Here is a 20,896-nt window from a genome sequence, read left to right on the forward strand (position 1 = left end):
GCGCTAGGTACTGCTTTTTTCTTACTCTGCAACCTATTCTAAAGGTTCTTCAACTGCTATAAAGCGTTGTGCTAGCTTTGTCTCACTCTGTTTAATTAAATCAGTGGGTGTCATTCCATACTTAGCCGCTAGAATCAAAACCTGGTCCAAGACATCTGCTAATTCTTCACGGACTTGGTTTTCTTTATCAGTTAAGGACCGGCTAGGCTCGCCTGGATGATCACGACCTATTTCGAGGGCCCGCAAAGCCTGTGAAACTTCTCCCACCTCTTCACTAAGGAAATTTAACCGAATGGCATAAGACAAGTCATACCACTGCCGGGAACGATAAAAATCAACCAGCCAAGTTTGGTGCTCTCCTATAGTCATCTTGTTACCTCCACCTACATGTGCTTATACAACGGTTTAACGCATGCCATTTTCTTCGGCCTTAACGATGATTTAATCCCCCGCTTTTACCAAGTGATGCTGAACCAAGTAAGCGTGAGCCACCTGAGCAGGCTTGCGGTGCTGAACAGTTACTTGGTAATTCATGTCGATCATCTCTGCCGTTGTAATCCGGTTGGCCAGTCGGTTCAGGCTGGCCTCAACCCGTGGATATTTCGCCAGCAATTCTGGCCGAACTAAGGGCGCTCCTTGGTAGGGTGGAAAGAAATGCCGGTCATCTTTTAACGCCACTAAGTGATCAACCTTTAATTGAGGATCAGTCGTATAGGCATCAATCACATCTACCTGTCCCTGCCGCAGGGCATCATATTTCAAACTAGGTTCCATCATATTCACCGCCATTAAATTCAACCCATACGCTTTTTTCAAACCTGGATAGCCGTCCGCTGATTGATAAAAGTCTGGATCAAAGGCAGCACTTTCATGATGGGCCTGCTGGACTAAGTCTGATACCGTCTGCAGGTGCTGATGTTTAGCCACCTCATCTTTCATAGCCAAGGCATAACCATTCTGATAACGCATAGGTTTTAAGTAAATAAAACCATCTTGACGGGCTACAATCTGCTTAGCCTTTTGATAAGCCTGCTTAGGGTCATGATTAACGGGCACCTTTTTATGACTAATTGTTTGTAAGATTGTCCCGGTGAATTCAGGGTAAAGATCGATATCACCACGTTGAAGGGCCTTATAGAGGAAAGTTGTTCCGCCAAAATTTGGCTTTAATTGCACTTTCAGTTGGGGCTGGTCTTGTTCAATTAATTCTTTGTACATATTAATTAAAATTTCCGGTTCAGACCCCAGCTTACCGGCAATGACAATCTTTTCACTACGCGCCTGTACTGTTTGCCAACCTGCATAGCCTAGGATACCTCCAGTTAGGACTAGTAAAACAAGCAAACCCTGCTTCAATGGTAACTTAGCTAGTCCATTCAACCCCCATGAGAAGACGAGGGCTAGTAAGGCGGCTAGCACGGCTCCAATCAATAATTGGGCATTATTATTGGTTTGAATACCTAAGAGAATCAGAGTGCCAAGCCCACCGGCACCGATTAAAGCGGCTAAGGTTGCCGTACCAATAACCATCACCATGGCAATACGAATGCCCGATAAAATTGCTGGCATAGCCAGGGGCAATTGAATATGAATTAGTTTAAACCAGTAGGTTAGACCAAATGCATCAGCCGCCTCATCTAAACTTGGGTCAATTCCGATTAAACCTGCATAGGCATTTTGATAAATTGGCATTAATGCATATAAAACCAGGGCTATCGTAGCTGGCACCGTCCCAATACCAACCAGCGGAATTAGCACCCCTAAAACAGCCAGGCTGGGAATGGTTTGAATAATCCCAGCTAGTTGCAAAACGGCATTCCCCAAGCGCCGGTGGCCAAAGAGGGCGATGGCCAGGGAAAGCGCCAAAACTGTCGCAATCACTACCGATAGCAGGGATAAAAAGATATGTTCCTGTAAGGCCGCCCAAATTTCAGCCTGCCGGGTTTGTAACATGTTCATTAGATTAGTCCACATGGCGGTCCTCCTCTTGACTGGCTAAAAAGGCCATCACATCCGCCTGAGTTAGAACACGATTTCCCTCAACCACGACCTGTGTTTGTTGCTGCAACTTGCTGGCTAAGGTTGCAAGACTAGCACTAATCGGTAGCTGAGGTTGATGGCCCACTTGATCTGCTCCTACCGCCTGACCAAAGCCAGCCATTACCATTGCTTTAACCGCGGGCACCTGTGCTTGAGCCATAAAATCACGCACAAACTCGTTAGCTGGCTGCATTAGGAGGTCACTTGGGCTACCTACTTGTAATAAATGCCCATTTTGCATAATTCCGATTCGCTGACCTAAACGAACAGCCTCCGTCATATCATGAGTCACAAAGACGATGGTCATCTTATATTCTTGATGCAGGGTTAGCACTAAATCCTGTAACTGACGACGCGATAAGGGGTCTAAGGCACTAAAGGGCTCATCCATGAGCACAATCTGTGGACGGGCGATTAAACCTCGAATAATACCTACCCGTTGCTGCTCACCCCCAGATAAATCAGCGGGTTTTCGGTCAAAATACTCACTGGCCGACAGCCCCACCTGATTAAGTAAGCGTTCAGCTTGTTGCCGACTGGTAGCATTATCCCGATGAGCTGCCTGTAATGGTAACATCACATTCTCCCCAATTGTCATATTCGGAAAAAGAGCTATCTCTTGTAAAACATAGCCAATTGACTGCCTTAACTGGGTTAAAGCTTGCAGCTGATTATCTTTACCAGCTACTCTAATGTTTCCCTGACTAGGTTCAACTAGTCGATTAATCATTTTAAGTGTGGTTGTTTTACCACTACCACTTGGACCAACTAAGACAAATAGTTCACCCATTTTAACCGTCAAATTAAGGTCTTGAACAACGGGTCGCTGTTGATAAAACTTGCTTACTTGGTGAAACTGAATAATTTCTGTATCTGACACCTTACCACCCCATCATTTCCCATCACTACAATTAAAAAGAGCTTACCAAAAATGCCCTATTCACGCAACGGCCTTAACTATGCGTCCAAACTAGCCTTAAGCTAACTTACTGTAAGCAGATGCCGAGATAGAGGGGAAAATATTAATAATCCGTTCTAACTGGTCCGGGGTGAAGCCAAATTCAATAGCTGGTAACAAACTGTTTACCACATCCACTGCCTGCTCTGAAATTTCAGTCACACCAACTAATTGATTCTGCTGGTTAAAAATCAATTTGACCTTGGCGATATCTTCATAACTTACCTGTCGGTACCAGTTTTGCTTTAAATCGCGCTCAACAATCCGATAAATAGCTGGGTTTGCTTGTGCAGTGGCAATATCGACTCCGGCCTGTGCAATCCGAGGCGATGTAAAAACAGTCGTCGCAATAGCCGGGTAACGAATCGGTGCTTTTTCATCTCCCGCAAATAAGTGCATCAAGTAACGAGACTCAAACATGGCGGTTGGCGTTAACTTTGGTACATCTTTACTTAGTACATCGCCACTCGCATAGATGTTGGGTACTGTTGTTTGTAAGTAATCATTGACCACAATGCCATCTTCATTAGTCTCAATACCTAGCTCTGCGAGACCTAGCCCCTTAGTATTTGCTATCCGACCGCTCGCATCTAATATCCAATCCGTTGTCACTATGCCAGCTGCTGTGTGTACCTGCAAGTTACTAGCCGCTGCTGTCACTGCTTTAGGCTGGGCCGACTTAATAAACCGTACCCCACGTTTTTTTAAATCAGCAACCATCAAATCAACAAAGGCTGGATCAAACGCACGTAGTACTCGGTCATGATGCAATAATACCGTCACATCACTGCCAGCCGCATTTGCCAGTGTGGCTGATTCTAGGGCAATATACCCGCCACCAATAATGGTTATCTGCTTAGGCATTTTCTTTAATGCTAGAAAATCTGTTGAGTCATGTAAATACTCCTTACCTGGAATATCTAAAATATGTGGATGCATTCCCGTTGCAATGACCAATTTATCAGCTTGGTAGGTTCGTCCAGCTACCTCAATCGTATGTGCATCAACTAACCGTCCCTTGCCAAAAATTAAATCAATACCAGCCGCTTCCATTGAGTCTGCTAAACCAGTAGGAATATCCTCAATGACCGTCTGCTTATGAGCTTGATTCTTTGGCCAATCAATTTGTCCACTAGCAGCAACCGTTCCATGCATTCTTTCTAATTCCCGTTGTAAGGTAACAGGTTCGTCTAAGGCTACCTTGGCATTACAGCCCCAATTAGGACAGGTCCCGCCGATACGATCAGCCTCGATGACACCAATTCGAAAACCTCTTTCCGCTAAAGGCAAGGCTCCATCAAAGGTAGCGTGGCCACTTCCTAAATACAAAACATCATAGTCAAATTCAGTCATTACTTCCCCCTATACCATTACTGACACGTCTTTTACGTCATTTAGCTTACCATAAAGCACATTACTTTTAGTAAGAACTTTGCTTGAACCAATAAAAAAGAGCCAGCATTGCTTACACAATGCTGGCTCTTTTAACTAAATTACTTTTTACCTAAATCATTATAAATTGTTTTTTCTTTTCCATGTAAGAGCAAATCAAACTTACGCTCCAGATATGGCATCAACCAGAAGTCAACACCTAATACACGACCGGATCCGTTCATAATGGCCAATGAAGAAGCAGCAAAGATTAATGCCATCACTTCTGACCCACTTTGAATCGTCAAGTAAAGGCCAATCAAAACACCAATAAAGCCGGCCACTGAAGTGAACATACCAAAGACAATCAACCAACCAATAATGATTTCAACCGTTCCAACCCAGGTACCGTAGAATGGTTGACCCTGTCCTAATGACATCCATGTTAACCCAACAATAAAGCGCAAAGGCAAACTAAATAGTACATTTGCATTCCGTGAGGTCCAACCATAGAAAGGATTCCGTCCATCAGGAGTCTCAAAGAATTCATCCCGGAGATAGTGGCCCAAATAGTACCAACTATGCACTTGTAGGTACCAGTAAATGTTAATGATGTACTTAAACATGTTGGCAAAGAAACCGGACATCGAAAGTCCCTTCTTACCAATTTTAACATTACCGATTTGATCCAAAACGGCAACCGCATAGTGTGAACCAATTGAAACGGCATAACCTTGGTAGCGGCCCTTAAAGTCGACCCGCTGACCCTTACCCGTCAAATCAAAGACGATGTTTGGTACAGCCGTATTAACCGCTGACTCACCACCTTCAACTGTCTGTGGAGTCCAACCAGAACGCGGATTATCTTCTACAATCAAGTCTGGCTCACGGTAAGCGGCGACATCACCAACAACATAAATATCATCCTCGCCAACAGCACGTGAATACTGGTCCGTCATGAAACGACCACCAGGACCCTGTTCTAGGTTCCACTTAGCGCCTTGTGGCTTAGCCTTAACGCCAGCTGTCCAAATTAAGGTCTCGGTAGGAATCTCACTACCATCCTTCAAAACAGCTGCACTTTCCTTGACTTCAACCACCGCCGTACTCTCTTGGATGGTCACGTCATGCTCTTCAAAGTAGGCTTGTGCTTTGTCGGCTAGCTTACGGTCTGACAACATATTCAAAATACTTGGTGCAGCCTCAACCACATGGATCTTAATTTCTGATTCATCAAGTCCGTTCTCCACCGCTAGGCCATGACGCTGATCTAATAACTCACCAGCCAGTTCAGCTCCAGTGAAACCAGAACCAACTACCACAAAGCTTAACTTAGCAGCTCGCTTAACAGGATCTAATTCTAATGCACCATCATGCACAACACTCTCAATGTGTTCACGCAGGCGGATGGCTTCTTCATAAGACCACAAAGTAAAGCCATACTCTTCAACTCCTGGTGTGCCAAAGGTATTCGTAGTACCACCCGTAGCGATGACTAACTTTTCATAAGAGATGTCACCATCCATTGTTGAAACAACCTTAGCATCCTTATCGATGTTTGTAATTTTGGTTGTGACTAATTTGATATTAGAGAAGGGCTTCAATAAAGTTCGTAAGTCCTTACGTACTTCACTAGGCTCAACTCGTCCCGTTGCCACTTCATGTAATTCTGTTTTATAAGTCATGAAAGAGTGCTTATCAACTAAGACAATTTGATAATCAGTCCCTCGTAACTGTTTAGCCAACTTACGTGCTGCCATGACACCAGCAAAACCTGCACCGGCGACAACAATATTTTTAGCTGCCATACCACTAACTCTCCTTAGATATAATGAAAAAATAATGAAACAAGGGCCCGCGTCTTTGAATCTTCCCTTAACGTTGAACCACTTATTTAAACGCTGTACCTCTAACAAAACCCGCAGGTACCTACTCTTTCATTGTATCAAGTTTTTCCATTAATTTCACAAGGTTTTGCGTTAATTTGAAAATATCGCCTTACTTACCCCAAAAAATTCCTTAATCGTTTACTTAGTTAACATACCATCATGAATGTGATCAATATTCCACTTCAACATGGAGTAATAGGTGTCCCCAGGTTTACCGCGTTTAGCCAAGGAATCAGTATAGATTTTAGCGTAAATAGGTAAGCCAGTTTCTTTGGCAACCTTTTCCATTGACTTTGGTGATACCGAACTTTCAACAAACAGAGATTTTACATCCGACTGCCTAATTTTTTGCAAGACTGCCTTCATCTGGGCTGGTGTGCCCTGCGCCTCCGTATTAATTTCCCAAATAAAGGCTGGGCGAATGCCATAAGCCTTAGAAAAATACTTAAAAGCACCTTCAGAGGTAACTAATAGCCGTTGTTTTTCAGGAACATCCGCAAATTTATGTTTTGCCTCATTATCTAAGGCTGTTAATTTTTTAACGTAGGCATCACTACGTTCCTGAATAGCTGCTGCCCGCCTAGGTTCCTTATCTTTTAGCACCTTGGTAATCGTTTGTACATATTTAATCCCATTTTGTAGGTCTAACCAGGCATGGGGATCCGTCTCATTTTCTTGGCCCTTGCCGGTTAGATAAAGCGGTTTAACCTGGGCTGATGCAGCAAAGACCTCTTGATTATCTTTCTTGTTGGCTGTTTTCATTAATTTCTTAAACCAGCCATTGCCACCCGTCTCTAGATTTAACCCATTATGGAAGACCACATCAGCATCTGTAGCAGCCCGCACATCTTCTGTTTGTGGCTCATATTCATGTGGGTCCGTCCCCCGCTTTACGATGCTATACACTTTTACATCTGGTCCCCCGACCTGTTGCACCATATCTTCTAAAATAGAATTTGTCGTGACAACACGCAGTTTGCCGGTCTGCTGGTGTGTTTGATGCCCCCGACTATTCACAAACCACATCAAGCCACCGACAAAGACTGCCAATGCAATGATTAATCCACCTAATTTTTTAGTCATGTTGTCCCCCTAATTTTTGAATAAAACCTTGCTTTGGTGCCAGAATAAAGGACACTAAAAAGATAAGTGCCGCCATTAAAACGATTGCTGGGCCAGAGGCCCAATTGAAGGTATAAGAGAAATATAAGCCAACCACAGATGCTAGTAGACCAAAGCTAGCCGCCAAGACTAACATCCAGTCCAAACGGTTAGTCCATAAGAAGGCAGTCGCAGCAGGTGTAATTAGCATCGCCACAATTAAAATAATCCCCACTGTTTGTAAGGCTGAGCCCGTCACTAAGGTCAGCACAATCATCAAGGCATACTGAATGGCTTGTGTATTCAACCCGTAAACCTGGGCAAAATGTGGATCAAATGACGTTATTTGTAATTCTTTGAATAAGAGCACAACAAACAAGAGCACAATGACTAAAATAAAGGCCGTCGTCATAAGATCTTGGTCCGAAACAGCTAAAACGTTACCGAATAATATATGGTGCAAGTTGGTTGACGACTCTGCCATTGAAATAAGAATAAAGCCTAATGCAAAAAAAGCAGAGAAAACGATACCAATGGCGGTGTCATTTTTTAAGCGACTATGATTGGCTACAAAGCCAATCAGTAATGCAGCAAAGAGCCCAAAACCAGCTGCCCCCCACAGCAGATTAATGCCCAACATGTAGGCAAGGGCGACGCCTGGCAACACAGAATGTGATATGGCATCACCCATTAAAGACATTCCGCGCAAAATAATGAATGACCCAATCACACCAGACATTAAACCAACCATGATTGACGCCAATAGAGCGCTTTGCAAAAAGTTGTAGTGGCCCAGCGCCATAATAAAGGATTGTATACTCGTCATTGTTTAAGCCTCCACTACGGTTTGAAAAAGTACCGCTCCCAAATCAGCAGAAAAAGCCTGTTGGATGGTTTCCCGCTGATATACCTGTTCAACTGGTCCAGCGGCGATAATGCCATGATTCATTACGACTAAATCATCAAAATACTGTCTAACCTTATTTAAATCATGATGTACGACAATAATCGTTTTCCCCGCTTCACGCCAGGCCTGTAAAATTTTCATAATCTCTGCTTCCGAATGCATATCAATCCCCACAAAGGGCTCATCTAAAATCACAACCTGTGCCTCTTGAACAATAGCCCGGGCAACAAACACTCGCTGTAATTGTCCCCCCGACAATTCGCCGATTTGTCGTTTGCGAAAATCTAGCAGTTTAACCTGAGCCAAGGCTGCCTGTGCCGCTTGGCGCTCTGCTTTACCTGGCGTTTTAAACAGCCCTAATTTACTATAGGTCCCCGTCAAAACTAATTCTTCCACATTAATTGGAAAAGAAAGGTCTAAATCAGCCCGTTGCTCTACGTAGGCAATTTGCCGGCGCAATTTTTTAATTGGCTGTCCAGCGAACGTTACCGTGCCCGCTTGGCGGGGAATTAACCCTAATACGGCCTTAATCAAGGTTGATTTCCCCGCGCCGTTTGGGCCTATAATGCCGGTTATTGCTCCGGGTGAAAAATCAACTGATAATGTTTCAAAGACAGGCTTCACTGCGTAGCCTGCTGTGAGATGATGTATTTGTAACATCGGTCCCCTCCTAAAATTTAGTCTTGCCTAAACTTTTAATTAGTCGGCTCATTAAAAATACCAGATTAGCCAAGCTGAAACAATCTTTTTAGCTATGATGAAAAAAGACTGTAATCATATTACAGTTTGCCAACAAAAAAAGAGACCGACAACGGTCTCCTTATAAACATTATGCTTATTCAAATAACTGTAGATATTTACCATAACCTTGAGCTTCGAGTTCCGCTTTCGGTACAAAACGTAAAGCGGCAGAGTTAATACAATATCTTAAACCACCTTGATCTACCGGGCCATCAGGAAAAACATGTCCCAGATGCGAATCAGCCTGTCGTGACCGAACTTCAGTGCGCGGGAGGCTTAGTTGACGGTCCTCATATTCATTAATTTCATGATTATCAATTGGCCTGGTGAACGAAGGCCAGCCACAGCCAGCATCATATTTATCAGTCGAACTAAATAAGGGGGTTCCGTCGACTACATCAACGAAAATACCATCTTCCCACCAGTTATCATACTTGCCTGTGAAAGGCCGTTCAGTCGCTGCTTCTTGTGTTACAGCATAGGCAGCTGGGGTAAGTGTTTCTTTGAGTGCTGCTAATTCTTCCTTACTTTTTGCCATCCTGTTTTTACCTCCTTCAAAGACCGTTCTCAATGAACTTGCTCTCACTATAGCATAAACTTACATTTAGTCAATAAACGGTTAATGCTATACTAAAGTGAAATGTAGCACTAGGATAGCTAAACTAAGGAGGTAGGTATGGGACAACATCAAGCACAAATTAAATCCAACCTAATGACTACTCTTAAAAACCTAGAAAGTCATTTAACAACACTTAAGGACTCACCCTTTCAAACTCAAGCACTCGCAATGGTCGCTACAGGCCTGTTCAAAGCAACTAAGGGTCAGCAAACACCACAGTTAGTCGCGCGTTCACTTTATCAGAATATCCATACATTGGTTCTGGCTGAACAGGAAGTCTTAACACCCTCTTTATTAGCTGACCTATCTTCACTTAAAGCCTTGGCCCGTCCTCAATCACTATGGCAAGCACTAGGTTTATTAACCAATGCTAATATGTGGTTGGGACACTAAAAAAGCAGGTTGACGAAATCGTCAACCTGCTTTTAACTTGCTTTAATTGAATTACTTCAATTCTACTGAAGCACCAGCTTCTTCCAACTTACCCTTAAGTTCGTTGGCGTCATCTTCAGACAAACCTTCCTTAACAACAGATGGTGCGTTGTCAACAAGGTCCTTAGCGTCCTTCAAGCCCAAACCAGTTACTTCACGAACTGCCTTGATAACCTTGATCTTAGCTGAACCAGCTGAAGTCAATTCAACGTCAAATGACGTCTTAGCAGCAGCGTCGGCACCAGCAGCACCAGCAGCGGCAACAGGAGCAGCAGCTGAAACGCCAAATTCTTCTTCGATAGCTGAAACCAAGTCAGCCAAGTCCATGATTGAAGCTTCCTTCAATGAAGCAATGATTGAATCCTTATCAAAAGCCATGATAAATTTCCTCCAAATATTAGTTTGCCTAAACGGCATAGTGTTAAGTTTCTTAGGATTTAACCCTAATGATTACACCCAAGCGACATTAAGCTTCAGCAGCTTCGTCCTTGGCATCCTTAACCGCATTAATAGCGTAAGCCACGTTACGGATAGGTGCTTGCAATGTTGACAACAACATTGATAGCAAACCATCACGGTCTGGCAATGATGCATACTTATTGATTTCTTCAATTGATGCAACCTTACCGTCAACGAAACCACCCTTAATTTCTAAGGCATCGATTTCATCCGCATACTTCTTTAATACACGAGCTGGGGCAATTGCATCTTCATCAGAAAAGGCAATCGCAGAAGGGCCAGCAAAAAGGTCATTCAATTCGGCGTAGTCAGCGGCTTCTGCAGCACGCGTCAATACCTTGTTCTTGATAACCTTTAATTGCACGCCTTCTTTACGTAAATCAGCACGCAAGCTGTTTGACTCATCAACTGTTAAGCCACGAACATCCACAACTAAGGCAGTGGTTGCATCCTTGAACTTATCAGCGACTTCAGCAACTTGTTGTGCTTTTAAAGCAACACTTGCTTCACTCATAGGTCGTTATTCCTCCTGTTTAGATTTGATCCTAACTAAAACCCCCAGTACAAGCTTGTACCGGGGGTCAAAAGTCGCTTACGCGTTTTCACTTCCTCGGCAGGCTATTAAGTCTTACGACACCGGCGTCTTAGGTAGAATCGATATATTACTCGAATTACTATACCAGTTATCCGAGAAAGCGTCAACCTTCTTTATAACTGTTAGCTTACAAAGAAGTTGGATCAAGGTTGACAGCAGGTCCAAAGGTTGAAGAAAGTGATACGTGTTGCACGTAAGTTCCCTTAACCGTAGCTGGGCGTGACTTTACAATTAAGTCAGCCAAAGCCTTGATGTTACCGGCAAGCTTGTCGGCATCAAATGATACCTTACCAACTGGAACGGCAACGTTTCCGTCACGGTCAGTCCGGTAAGTTACTTGACCAGACTTAGCATCTGAAACCGCCTTAGCGACATCAAAAGTAACCGTACCAGTCTTAGGGTTTGGCATCAAGCCCTTAGGTCCCAAGACACGGCCGACACGACCAACTTGAGCCATCATATCAGGGGTTGCGATGGCAACATCAAAATCCATCCAACCATCTGAAATCCGTTGAACCAAGTCAGCACCACCGACAACATCGGCACCAGCTGCTTCAGCTTCCTTAGCCTTATCACCTTGGGCGAAGACTACAACGGTTTGGTCCTTACCAGTTCCGTTAGGCAAAACCACGGCGCCACGTAGTTGTTGGTCTGCTTGACGCGTATCTACGTTTAAATTAAATGCAATTTCAACAGTTGAATCAAAATTGGCATAGGCGATATCCTTTACCAAGGCAGCAGCCTCGTCGATTGAGTACAACTTGTCACGATCGACTTTTTCGGCAGCTGCTAAATACTTCTTACCATACTTTTTAGCCATGGGTAGCTATTCCTCCTTGCAATTGCGGTCAAACGGTCATTGACCTTCCGCTTGATCATGCTTAGTTTCCTACGCGATCCGTACTGACGGATTCGAATTAGCCTTCAACAGTGAAGCCCATTGAACGAGCAGTACCTTCAATCATGCGCATAGCTGCTTCTACATCAGCCGCGTTTAGATCTTGCATCTTTGTTTCTGCGATCTCACGTACTTGATCAGCAGTCACAGTAGCAACCTTATTCGTATTAGGCTCACCAGAACCCTTTTCAACACCGGCAGCCTTCTTCAATAGAACAGCTGCTGGAGGTGTCTTAGTAACGAATTCGAATGAACGATCCTCATAAACAGTAATAACAACAGGGATGAGCATGCCATTTTGATCAGCAGTCCGAGCATTAAACTCCTTTGCGAATCCCATGATGTTAACACCAGCTTGACCCAAGGCAGGTCCAACTGGAGGTGCAGGGGTAGCCTTACCGGCTGGAATCTGCAACTTAACAATACTTGAAACTTTCTTAGCCACGATTGTTTCCTCCTTCGTGATTGTGGTATAAATGGCGAGTTTCGATTTCCGCCTCCCACATATACCTGTTACCAGGCATACCCTAATATAATAGCAAAACTCCCTACTAATAGCAAGTAAGGAGCCCATGTTTTTATATTTTTACCGTTTTAGATAACGGACTTAACATCAGCAAAGTCCATTTCAGCGGGCGTTTCACGGCCCATGAAGTTAACTAAGACTGTCACTTGATGCTTTTCATTGTCAATTTTGGTAATCGTACCTTCAAAGCCAGCCATTGACCCAGAAATAATGTTAACAGCATCGCCAACTTCAGCATCCAAAGTTTGGGGTGCAATTTGTGGGGCACCATTAATCCGAGCTAACATCTTATCAACTTCGTCTGGCAATAAGGATGTAGGCTTTGAGCCTCCACCATGTGAACCCAAAAATCCGGTTACACCAGGTGTATTTCGAACGACATACCAAGCCTCGTCTGTCATGATCATTTGCACAAGTACATAGCCAGGAAAATCATTTTCCTTTACTGTCTTTTCTTCTCCGTTTTCATTCACCGTAATCTCTTGTTCGGGAACTACGACACGAAAAATATAATCCGTCATCCCCATTGTTTCAATTCGTGATTCCAGGTTTTGCTTTACCTTATTTTCATAACCGGCATAGGTATGAATAACATACCACTGCTTATCAAATGACTCGTCTGCCATGATGCCTCCTCAACATTGTTTATGCGTAAATAAAAAGCCCCCCAACAAATAGAGAGCTCCCCGACTAACCTTAATACCAATCAATACCTTCAGTATACCGTAGCCCGGCTAGTTAGACAAGAAAGTAATTCCTTGTTGCAAGAGCCAATCGACACCACCCAAAAAGAGACCAAAGAAGGCACTCGTTAAAAGAACAATTGTTGTGTCACGGACATTTTCATTAAAGGTTGGCCACGTGACCTTATGCATTTCATCAATAACACTATCAATAAATTTCATCTTTTCCCCCTCTATTAGACGGTTTCGCGATGCATAGTGTGCCGATCACAAAACTTACAGTACTTCATCATTTCTAAGCGGACCGCTCGATCAGGCTTTTTTGCAACCATATAATTTCTGGCACCACATTCGCTACAGGCCAGGGCGACTTTTTTACCTGCCATTTTATCTCCCGCTTTCTATCTATCTCATTAATAACCCTAAGTTTAACACGAAACATCGGCTTTTCCCAGTGGAAAACACATGGTCAACGTCTAAAAAACTTGAAATATTTTTGAATCAACTGCCAGTTTTGGTAACACCAAGATGGTGATCGGTCTAGCGCTTTGGCACATTCTTGCATAGTATAACCAGCTAGCCATAATCGTAAAAGTCGCTGTTGCCGCGGGTTTAAACTATCGTAAACACATTGTACTAAATCAGCCCATTCAACTCTATGGCCTGGCGCCAATTGGGGTGCTTCAATATCATAACTAGCCGCCTCTTCCGCCAAAGGGGTTGCTGTAGCTCGTTTAAACTCGCTGCGCCACAAACTGGTCCGATGATGAAACAGCGCGCGGCGAAAGTAATTCGTCAATACACCCCAATGCTCTGTTTCTAATCGCATGAGGCAGCGGAACATAACAATCCGGCACTCCTGATACCAATCATCCGGTTGCTGACGTAGGTTTTGTTCTGTAAAAGTTCGCCAAATAAGACCATCAAAGCAGGCAACAAGTTTTTTAAAGGCTTCTTCGTCACCAGTCTTAGCCGCTTGCAACAAGGCCACCCGTTCAATTTCTGTTGTCATGTTTTTACCTCACTGTTTTTTTACAGCTTGCCAAAACGAGACTGAAATTGACAACTTTATGCATACAAAAAAGATTAACGCCGGTTAACGCTAATCTTTTTTCATTATATTTTCTAAGCTAAGGGATGCCGTGAATTAAATCCTTGATAAATTAATAAGCTAGCTGCCACAGAAGCATTGAGGCTTTGCACATGCCCAACCATGGGGATGGTTAAAGTCTCATCTACTGTCTTCTTCAAGAGTGGCGCAATGCCCTTACCTTCATTACCAATAATCAAGGCCGTTGGTCCCTTAGCATCCCAACGACGGTAATCTTTTCCATCCATATCGGTACCAAAAATCCACAACCCACGCTCTTTAAGTTCCGCTACGGTTTTTACTAAATTAGTAACCCGAGCCACTGGCACATGCTCAATGGCCCCCGTAGATGTTTTGGCTACCACAGAAGTCAACTGGACAGCCCGGCGCTTAGGAATAATAATGCCGTGCACACCGGCCGCATCAGCAGTCCGCAGGATAGAGCCTAAATTGTGTGGATCCTCAATTGAATCTAGGATTAAAAAGAAAGGCGCTTCATCCTGCTTAGCAGCATTAGCAAACAGTTCATCCAAAGAGGCATATGCATAAGCTGCAATGGATAACACAACTCCCTGATGATTTTGTCCATTCGTCAATTCATCTAGCTTAGCCTTAGGCGCATCTTGAACCACCAGCCCCCGCTGCTTAGCAAGTGCCAATACTTCTTGGTGGGTCCGTTCGCGTAGACCAGCCTGCAGCCAGACCTTATTAATCTCAGTTCCCCCCTTCAAAGCCTCAACTGCTGCATGCAATCCGTATACAAATTCGCTTGTTTCATCCAGGGGCTTACTAGTAGGTCGCTTAACCCGCTCCTGCTTACCCTGATGTTTATTTTTTTGTCCCATTTTCTGTCCGTCCACTTTCTACTTGTTCAAAGACCCAGGTAATGACTGTCTCCAAGCGCTCAATTTGGTGACTAGCATACAGGTACCCAATCAGGGCTTCAAATCCCGTTGATATGCGATAGGTTACGACGTCCGTATTTTTAGCCTTAGTGTGCGAATTAGCGTTGCGGCCCCGCTTAAAGTACTGTAATTCAACAGTATTTAAGAGCTGATCGTCCTCCATTAGCGCCATAATAGCAGCATGCGCCTTAGCTGATACATAGCGTTTCGCCCGCCGCTGCAGCTTTTGTGGTCGTGTAATCCCTAAGGCCAATAAGTGTTGCCGTACATACAGCTCATATACCGCATCACCGAGATAAGCCAGGTCTAAGCCATTCATTTGTTGATAATCTAAACTTACTTCCATTTACTCTATCTGTCCTTACTCATTTCGGTGCCAACGGGTACCTTGGGGGGTATCCTCTAAAATAATATGTTCACTGGCCAACTGGTCACGAATAGCATCTGACCTTGCAAAATCGCGGGCTGCACGAGCAGCTTCCCGTTCGTCAATCAAGGCTTGAATATGCTCATCAGCTAGCTTGGCCTGTCCTAATTCAGTTACACCATAGATGGCCATAAAGGTCTGTAAGGTCGTAAGAAGATCAGTAACCGAATCCTGGTAAACCTGCTCATCCTGGGCACTTACATTGGCCAATTCAACTAGCTCAAAAATGGCCACCAGTCCATTTTGAACATTAAAGTCATCATCCATGGCTGCTTCAAAACGGTCTTTAATCTTGCGCACCTGATCATCTAAGGCCTTATCCCTACCTGGCTGAGACGTCGTTAAACGAAAGGCAAGGTTCCGATAGGCTGTTCGAATCCGAGTCAAATTATTGGCGGCTTGTTGCATATTTTGCTCCGTATATGCAATTGGTCGCCGATAATGCGTACTAGCCATAAAGAAACGTAATACCATTGGATCCTTTAATTCTGCCAATAAATCATGCACCGTCGTAAAGTTACCTAAGGATTTAGACATCTTTTCGCCAGCATCGCCAACTGTCACAAAACCATTATGCAACCATTCATTAACAAAGGGTTCGCCGGTTCGTGCTTCAGATTGTGCAATTTCATTTGTATGATGTGGAAAGGCTAGATCAATTCCGCCCCCATGAATATCAAAGTGATTACCGAGATACTTAGTTGACATCACTGAGCATTCAATGTGCCAGCCCGGGCGTCCCATTCCCCAAGGAGATGACCAGGCTATCTCATCACTTGCCTTTTGAGCCTTCCAAACAGCGAAGTCCATGGGATCTTCCTTGCGGGCCTGTTCGGCGTCATTTAGGCGCCCAGCCGCATTACTTTCCATCTCAGCCATATCCTGATGTGCTAGTGCACCATAATGTTTAAACTTACGTGCCCGATAGTAGACATCCCCTTCAACTTCATAGGCGTAGTCCTTGTCAATCAGGTCCTGAACGAATTCAATGATTTCAGGAATATTATCCGTTGCTCGAGGTTGAATGGTGGCCGGCTTAATATTCAGGGCTTTAGTATCTTCAAAGTAGGCTGCGATGTAGCGGTCTGCTAATTCTGGTACGGTGACCCCCTCCTTTTTAGCCGTACTAATCATCTTGTCATCTACATCTGTAAAGTTTGAAACAAAATTAACCACATAGCCCTTATACTCTAAATACCGACGAATGGTATCAAAGGCAATGGCCGAACGAGCATTGCCAATGTGAATATAATTGTAGACAGTTGGCCCGCAGACATACATGTTAATCGTATGGTCGTGCAGTGGAACCAAATCTTCCTTGGCCAACGTCATCGTGTTAAATACTTTCATCATTGGTAATCCTCCTTACCACTTTTCACTAATAGTTCTAGTTTAGCATACCTTGACCCTTTGCAGGTTTTCCCAACTAAAAAGATCACCCAGTTTTTGCTGAGTGATCTTAAATGATATTTGACTAATTTCAGGTTTAAACTTACTTCACTGGTTGCTTAGCAGTTACGCCAATCTTAGCCCAAAGATCGTCATCTCCATAAGCCATAGACCAGTTTGCAACCCGCTTATTAACTGGTGCATAAGAAATGTTATAAGAGGTTGGAATAACATAGGCTTGCTTTTGCATATAAGCCTGATAGTCCTTAAAGGCCTGGGCCCGCTTCTTAGGTGTGTCAGCCTTTGGTGAATCAACCGCCTTCAATTTAGCTGTTAACTCAGGGCTGGTAAAGTGGCCAAGGTTATAAGGAGCAGCCTTAGAAAAGAGATCCATTTGTGATGGATCGGAAGACAAAGACCAGGCTCCATCCGTGATATCCCAATCACCCTTTGGCGAATCAGTAATTTCAAGCCATGAGTTAAAGTCAGCTAAGCGGTCCTTATAAAGGTGAACATCAACACCAATTTTCTTCCACTGCTGAATGTAGTTCTGGGCAACCGCCTCAGAATTAGGACCTCCGCTACGTGCTAAGTAAGTGAAAGACAGTCGCTTGCCGTCTTTTAGCCGGAACTTCTTGTCCTTATCCCACTTGTAACCAGCGTCATCAAGTAGCTGATTTGCCTTATCCAAATCCTCTGGATAACCCTTTAGACTATCGTCATGGTAATCCTTAAAGACCGTTGGAATCAACGTTGTAGCTCGTTGGCTTAAGCCATTTGAAAACTTTTTATTAACTTGGTCAACGTTTCGGGCATATCCCAGCGCCTTGCGAACTCGAACATCTTGCAAAGGCGTCTTACGGTTCTGGATATTCTCAGACTTTTGCTTATCATACTCACCCAAGTTGAAATACATCAAGGAAATATATAGGTCTTGCTGGCCGGTAATCTTTACATTGTCCAACTGCTTAATTTGCTTAAAGGTTGAGTTTGGCGAGTCTGTAACAACATCGTACTTGCCAGCCTTCGCAGCTGCTGCTACCTTGGTTGGTGCAACCGTAGTGTAGGTAATGGACTTTAACTTAGGCTTCTCCCCAAAGTAGTACTTATTGGGCACATAGTAGATGGATTCACCGGCAACGACCTTGGCGGGCTTGTATGGCCCAATCACTAAGGGCTTCGTAGTTGTCCGTTCATCAGAGGCTAACTTTTCAGGCTTAATGTCCTTCAAGTAGTGGTAAGGGGCCACAGACTCCAGATAATATCCATTACCAGAGGTATTAAAGCCTGGCTTCATTTCCTTGAACTGTAACTTAATCGTCTTCCCATTCTCACCATCCGGGAAGGAGATTCCGGAAATGCGATCAGCCTTCCCTTCATGGTATTCCTTCATCCCAACTAGGTTTTCAGAACTACTGGACCAACGACTAGATCCATAGGCTGGATTAGCCACAATCTCATATTCAAATTCATAATCCTTAGCCGTCACTGAATGTCCATCCGACCACTTCAAATCATCACGCAGGGTTACCGTGGCCGTTTTCGCTTCCTTATCGAAGCAAATTTCTGCTGGGCCACCATCTTCTATCTTAAATTCATTATCAACATTAAATAGACTCTCGGCAGCATTTGGTAAACTTGGATGCGACATTTTAGCCATAATTGCATCATCTGATAACTGCATATCCCATTGGGGCTTGAAAGGGGTCTCAGTTGCATAGGCCATCTTTAAATTTTGTCCTTTTACTAGAGACTTATCATTCTGATAAGCGATATCTAGTTTACCAACCTTACCCCCTGTTTCATTACCCTTAGTTTGTGCTTGATGATAAGCATAATAGCCCCCACCTCCCAAAACTGCCACCGCTGCTAAACCAGCAATCCATTTTCCCTTACTCATATATCATTCCTCCCAAAATTACGCCCGAACAAGTAAATAAGTATGGTTTTTATTATACATAATCTTTCTAATAAAACAACAACTTTTCTTATTTTATTTTAATTTTATAGGCTTGCCTGTTGTTTATCCGCAACTCGTCTTAAAGCTTGACCGATAAAAATAATAGCCAATACCACAAACAAAATTACCACTGCTGCCGGTATCCAGGTCCATGGTCGTTGAGTCATGGTCTCTGGATTCGTTGCTTCATTAATCATGTTCCCTAAGGAGGGGGTTCCAGCTGGCAACCCAAACCCTAGAAAACTCAGCCCCGTTTCAATACCAATATTACCGGCAAACATTAGGGTTGATTCGGCAATAATTAAAGATGTTAGATTGGGCACTATTTCTCGAAACATAATCACTAAATTAGGTGTCCCTGATGTTTTAGAGGCCTTGACATAGTCGCGTTGTGACTCCGTCAGTACCCTAGACCGTATTAAACGCATCGTGCCAATCCAATAGAAGGCACTCATCAGTAAAATTAGAGTAAGGGCATTATAGTGAGGAATAATGGTTACCAAGACAATGATAATCATCAATACTGGCAAGATCATGATAAAGTCGGTAATTCGCATGAATACTAAATCGAACTTACCACCAAAATAGCCCGTAATCGTCCCGAAGGTAATTCCAATGATCAAGGTTAAAAGGGTCACAGCAATCGCAATCCACAGTGAATTACGCGTACTTACCAGCAACATGATTAAGACATCATGGCCGCCCGCATCAGTCCCTAGCAAATGCCCATCGACAAATGGAGCGATGTATTGATCCATAATGCTAACGTCCACATACATATTTTTAGGAACAAAAGCGGCCCCAATAAAAATAATAAGCAAGAAAGCTACCAGACTATAAAATGAATAAGCTGCCACTTGGTCATGTTTAAATTCACGTTTAATGGTCTCCCAGAGCAAACCCGTATTTTTTTTAATTTTTATTTGCTTAAACATCAGTTCCCCCCTACTCAATCCGAATTCGTGGATCTACAATGGCCATAATAATATCAGATAGCATACCGCCAATCAGGGCCAGCACACCATTTAACAAAATCAAGGCAGTGATAACAGAATAATCACGACTGGTAATCGCAGTGATAAATAATTGTCCCAGGCCAGGGTAACCAAAAATAGTTTCAGCAAAAATGGCGCCACCCAAGAGACCCGTAATCACAAAACCGAAATTGGCAGCAATCGGCAGGAGGGCGTTACGAAAAATATGTCTAGTAAAAATCGCGTTTTCCCCCACTCCTTTTGCCCGTGCAGTTTTAACGTAATCCTGATTTTGCTCATCTAAGATACCGGATCGTAGATAAGTGAAAATACCCGTTGTCCCCAATAGAGCCATCGTTGTAGCCGGCAAAATCATGTGATAGATACGGCTGCCTAGTTCTGCCAGCCAGCCCGATGCTTCTGGACTGACAGTACCACCGGTAGGAAACCAGCCTAAAACAAAGCCGAATACAAAAATCGCAAATAGATAAATGACGTAGGCTGGAATACCAAAGGTAATGGAGTTATATACTAACAAGACTTGGTCCTTCCAACTACCTTCATTTTTCGCTGCAAAGATTGCCATTGGGATGGCTATCAAATAGGTTAGGATTACCGCCAATAATGACAACCAGAAAGTGTTAATCATTCTAGATCCAATTAATTCTGAAACTGGCAAATGCATTGTATAGGACATACCAAAGTCACCATGTAGGGCATTCGACATCCAGTGGGTATACTGTTGCCACCAAGGATCATTCAACCCAGCTGCTTCCCGCAGGGCTTCGATTTGCTTAGGATCTGTTTTAGGCCCAATTAAACCGGAAAAAGGGTCACCGGGCATGGCCTTGGCTAGCAAAAAGATGAGCACACTCAAAATAATAAGTTGCGGAATCATCATTAATAGCCGCCGTATGATTACTTTCCACATG

The 20,896-nt window shown here is 43.7% G+C and carries 24 protein-coding genes and 1 other annotated feature; of the genes, 1 reads left to right on the forward strand and 23 read right to left on the reverse strand.

Annotation, left to right across the window (positions count from 1 at the left end; genetic code table 11):
• Window positions 1-33 precede the first annotated feature (33 nt).
• From G414_RS0103485 to msrB, 9 genes are all read right to left on the reverse strand, one after another.
• Window positions 34-369 carry a MazG nucleotide pyrophosphohydrolase domain-containing protein gene (locus tag G414_RS0103485; RefSeq protein ID WP_022791474.1) on the reverse strand — a complete coding sequence of 112 codons (336 nt, stop codon included), beginning with the start codon at window positions 367-369 and terminating at the stop codon, window positions 34-36.
• 72 nt (window positions 370-441) lie between these two features.
• Window positions 442-1,974 (reverse strand): ABC transporter permease/substrate-binding protein, encoded by a 1,533-nt coding sequence (locus G414_RS0103490; protein ID WP_022791475.1) that lies wholly within the window; start codon window positions 1,972-1,974, stop codon window positions 442-444.
• Complete coding sequence (locus tag G414_RS0103495; protein ID WP_022791476.1) at window positions 1,964-2,920, reverse strand: ATP-binding cassette domain-containing protein; 957 nt, start codon at window positions 2,918-2,920, stop codon at window positions 1,964-1,966. Before G414_RS0103495 ends, G414_RS0103490 begins: the two co-directional genes overlap by 11 nt.
• Before the next feature lie 96 nt (window positions 2,921-3,016).
• Window positions 3,017-4,351 carry a dihydrolipoyl dehydrogenase family protein gene (locus G414_RS0103500; protein ID WP_022791477.1) on the reverse strand — a complete coding sequence of 445 codons (1,335 nt, stop codon included), beginning with the start codon at window positions 4,349-4,351 and terminating at the stop codon, window positions 3,017-3,019.
• A gap of 140 nt (window positions 4,352-4,491) precedes the next feature.
• Window positions 4,492-6,177, reverse strand: a complete 1,686-nt coding sequence (locus tag G414_RS0103505) for an NAD(P)/FAD-dependent oxidoreductase (protein WP_022791478.1) — start codon at window positions 6,175-6,177, stop codon at window positions 4,492-4,494.
• Window positions 6,178-6,396: 219 nt separating this feature from the next.
• On the reverse strand, window positions 6,397-7,341 hold the full coding sequence (locus tag G414_RS0103510) for a metal ABC transporter substrate-binding protein (protein WP_022791479.1): 945 nt from the start codon (window positions 7,339-7,341) through the stop codon (window positions 6,397-6,399).
• Window positions 7,334-8,185, reverse strand: a complete 852-nt coding sequence (locus G414_RS0103515; protein WP_022791480.1) for a metal ABC transporter permease — start codon at window positions 8,183-8,185, stop codon at window positions 7,334-7,336. Before G414_RS0103515 ends, G414_RS0103510 begins: the two co-directional genes overlap by 8 nt.
• A gap of 3 nt (window positions 8,186-8,188) precedes the next feature.
• Window positions 8,189-8,926: a metal ABC transporter ATP-binding protein gene (locus G414_RS0103520; protein WP_022791481.1), complete on the reverse strand. Its 738-nt coding sequence runs from the start codon at window positions 8,924-8,926 to the stop codon at window positions 8,189-8,191.
• Between the two features lie 175 nt (window positions 8,927-9,101).
• Window positions 9,102-9,545, reverse strand: a complete 444-nt coding sequence (gene msrB / locus G414_RS0103525; RefSeq protein WP_022791482.1) for a peptide-methionine (R)-S-oxide reductase MsrB — start codon at window positions 9,543-9,545, stop codon at window positions 9,102-9,104.
• A gap of 138 nt (window positions 9,546-9,683) precedes the next feature.
• Between msrB and G414_RS0103530 the strand changes: the two genes are divergently transcribed.
• On the forward strand, window positions 9,684-10,019 hold the full coding sequence (locus G414_RS0103530; RefSeq protein ID WP_022791483.1) for a bacteriocin immunity protein: 336 nt from the start codon (window positions 9,684-9,686) through the stop codon (window positions 10,017-10,019).
• Window positions 10,020-10,070: 51 nt separating this feature from the next.
• Here the strand turns inward: G414_RS0103530 and rplL are convergent, their stop codons facing one another.
• The 14 genes from rplL to oppB all read right to left on the reverse strand — a co-directional run bounded on the left by rplL (window position 10,071) and on the right by oppB (window position 20,895).
• A complete protein-coding gene (gene rplL, locus G414_RS0103535; RefSeq protein WP_022791484.1) occupies window positions 10,071-10,436 on the reverse strand; it encodes a 50S ribosomal protein L7/L12 in 366 nt (121 codons plus the stop codon).
• A gap of 88 nt (window positions 10,437-10,524) precedes the next feature.
• The gene (rplJ, locus tag G414_RS0103540) at window positions 10,525-11,031 is read right to left on the reverse strand and encodes a 50S ribosomal protein L10 (protein ID WP_022791485.1); all 507 of its coding nucleotides are present in this window, start codon (window positions 11,029-11,031) and stop codon (window positions 10,525-10,527) included.
• 26 nt (window positions 11,032-11,057) lie between these two features.
• Window positions 11,058-11,184, reverse strand: a sequence feature (ribosomal protein L10 leader region).
• A gap of 55 nt (window positions 11,185-11,239) precedes the next feature.
• Window positions 11,240-11,932 carry a 50S ribosomal protein L1 gene (rplA, locus tag G414_RS0103545; RefSeq protein WP_022791486.1) on the reverse strand — a complete coding sequence of 231 codons (693 nt, stop codon included), beginning with the start codon at window positions 11,930-11,932 and terminating at the stop codon, window positions 11,240-11,242.
• A gap of 97 nt (window positions 11,933-12,029) precedes the next feature.
• The gene (gene rplK, locus G414_RS0103550; RefSeq protein WP_022791487.1) at window positions 12,030-12,455 is read right to left on the reverse strand and encodes a 50S ribosomal protein L11; all 426 of its coding nucleotides are present in this window, start codon (window positions 12,453-12,455) and stop codon (window positions 12,030-12,032) included.
• Between the two features lie 149 nt (window positions 12,456-12,604).
• Window positions 12,605-13,162: a transcription termination/antitermination protein NusG gene (nusG, locus tag G414_RS0103555; RefSeq protein WP_022791488.1), complete on the reverse strand. Its 558-nt coding sequence runs from the start codon at window positions 13,160-13,162 to the stop codon at window positions 12,605-12,607.
• Window positions 13,163-13,270: 108 nt separating this feature from the next.
• Window positions 13,271-13,441, reverse strand: a complete 171-nt coding sequence (gene secE / locus G414_RS0103560; protein WP_022791489.1) for a preprotein translocase subunit SecE — start codon at window positions 13,439-13,441, stop codon at window positions 13,271-13,273.
• Between the two features lie 14 nt (window positions 13,442-13,455).
• Window positions 13,456-13,605, reverse strand: coding sequence for a 50S ribosomal protein L33 (gene rpmG / locus G414_RS07565; RefSeq protein WP_081634559.1), 150 nt, complete (start codon window positions 13,603-13,605; stop codon window positions 13,456-13,458).
• Window positions 13,606-13,688: 83 nt separating this feature from the next.
• Entirely contained in the window at window positions 13,689-14,231 is a 543-nt protein-coding gene (locus G414_RS0103570) for an RNA polymerase sigma factor (RefSeq protein WP_022791491.1), read from the reverse strand.
• Between the two features lie 113 nt (window positions 14,232-14,344).
• Window positions 14,345-15,154 carry a 23S rRNA (guanosine(2251)-2'-O)-methyltransferase RlmB gene (rlmB, locus tag G414_RS0103575; RefSeq protein ID WP_022791492.1) on the reverse strand — a complete coding sequence of 270 codons (810 nt, stop codon included), beginning with the start codon at window positions 15,152-15,154 and terminating at the stop codon, window positions 14,345-14,347.
• Window positions 15,138-15,560 (reverse strand): Mini-ribonuclease 3, encoded by a 423-nt coding sequence (locus G414_RS0103580; RefSeq protein ID WP_022791493.1) that lies wholly within the window; start codon window positions 15,558-15,560, stop codon window positions 15,138-15,140. Before G414_RS0103580 ends, rlmB begins: the two co-directional genes overlap by 17 nt.
• A gap of 15 nt (window positions 15,561-15,575) precedes the next feature.
• Window positions 15,576-16,994, reverse strand: a complete 1,419-nt coding sequence (gene cysS / locus G414_RS0103585) for a cysteine--tRNA ligase (protein ID WP_022791494.1) — start codon at window positions 16,992-16,994, stop codon at window positions 15,576-15,578.
• Window positions 16,995-17,133: 139 nt separating this feature from the next.
• Window positions 17,134-18,930 (reverse strand): ABC transporter substrate-binding protein, encoded by a 1,797-nt coding sequence (locus G414_RS0103590; RefSeq protein WP_022791495.1) that lies wholly within the window; start codon window positions 18,928-18,930, stop codon window positions 17,134-17,136.
• Window positions 18,931-19,034: 104 nt separating this feature from the next.
• On the reverse strand, window positions 19,035-19,925 hold the full coding sequence (locus tag G414_RS0103595; protein WP_022791496.1) for an ABC transporter permease: 891 nt from the start codon (window positions 19,923-19,925) through the stop codon (window positions 19,035-19,037).
• A gap of 10 nt (window positions 19,926-19,935) precedes the next feature.
• A complete protein-coding gene (gene oppB, locus G414_RS0103600) occupies window positions 19,936-20,895 on the reverse strand; it encodes a murein tripeptide/oligopeptide ABC transporter permease OppB (RefSeq protein WP_022791497.1) in 960 nt (319 codons plus the stop codon).
• Window position 20,896: the final 1 nt, after the last annotated feature.

The sequence above is a fragment of the Weissella halotolerans DSM 20190 genome (genome assembly GCF_000420365.1).
Lineage (GTDB): Bacteria > Bacillota > Bacilli > Lactobacillales > Lactobacillaceae > Weissella > Weissella halotolerans.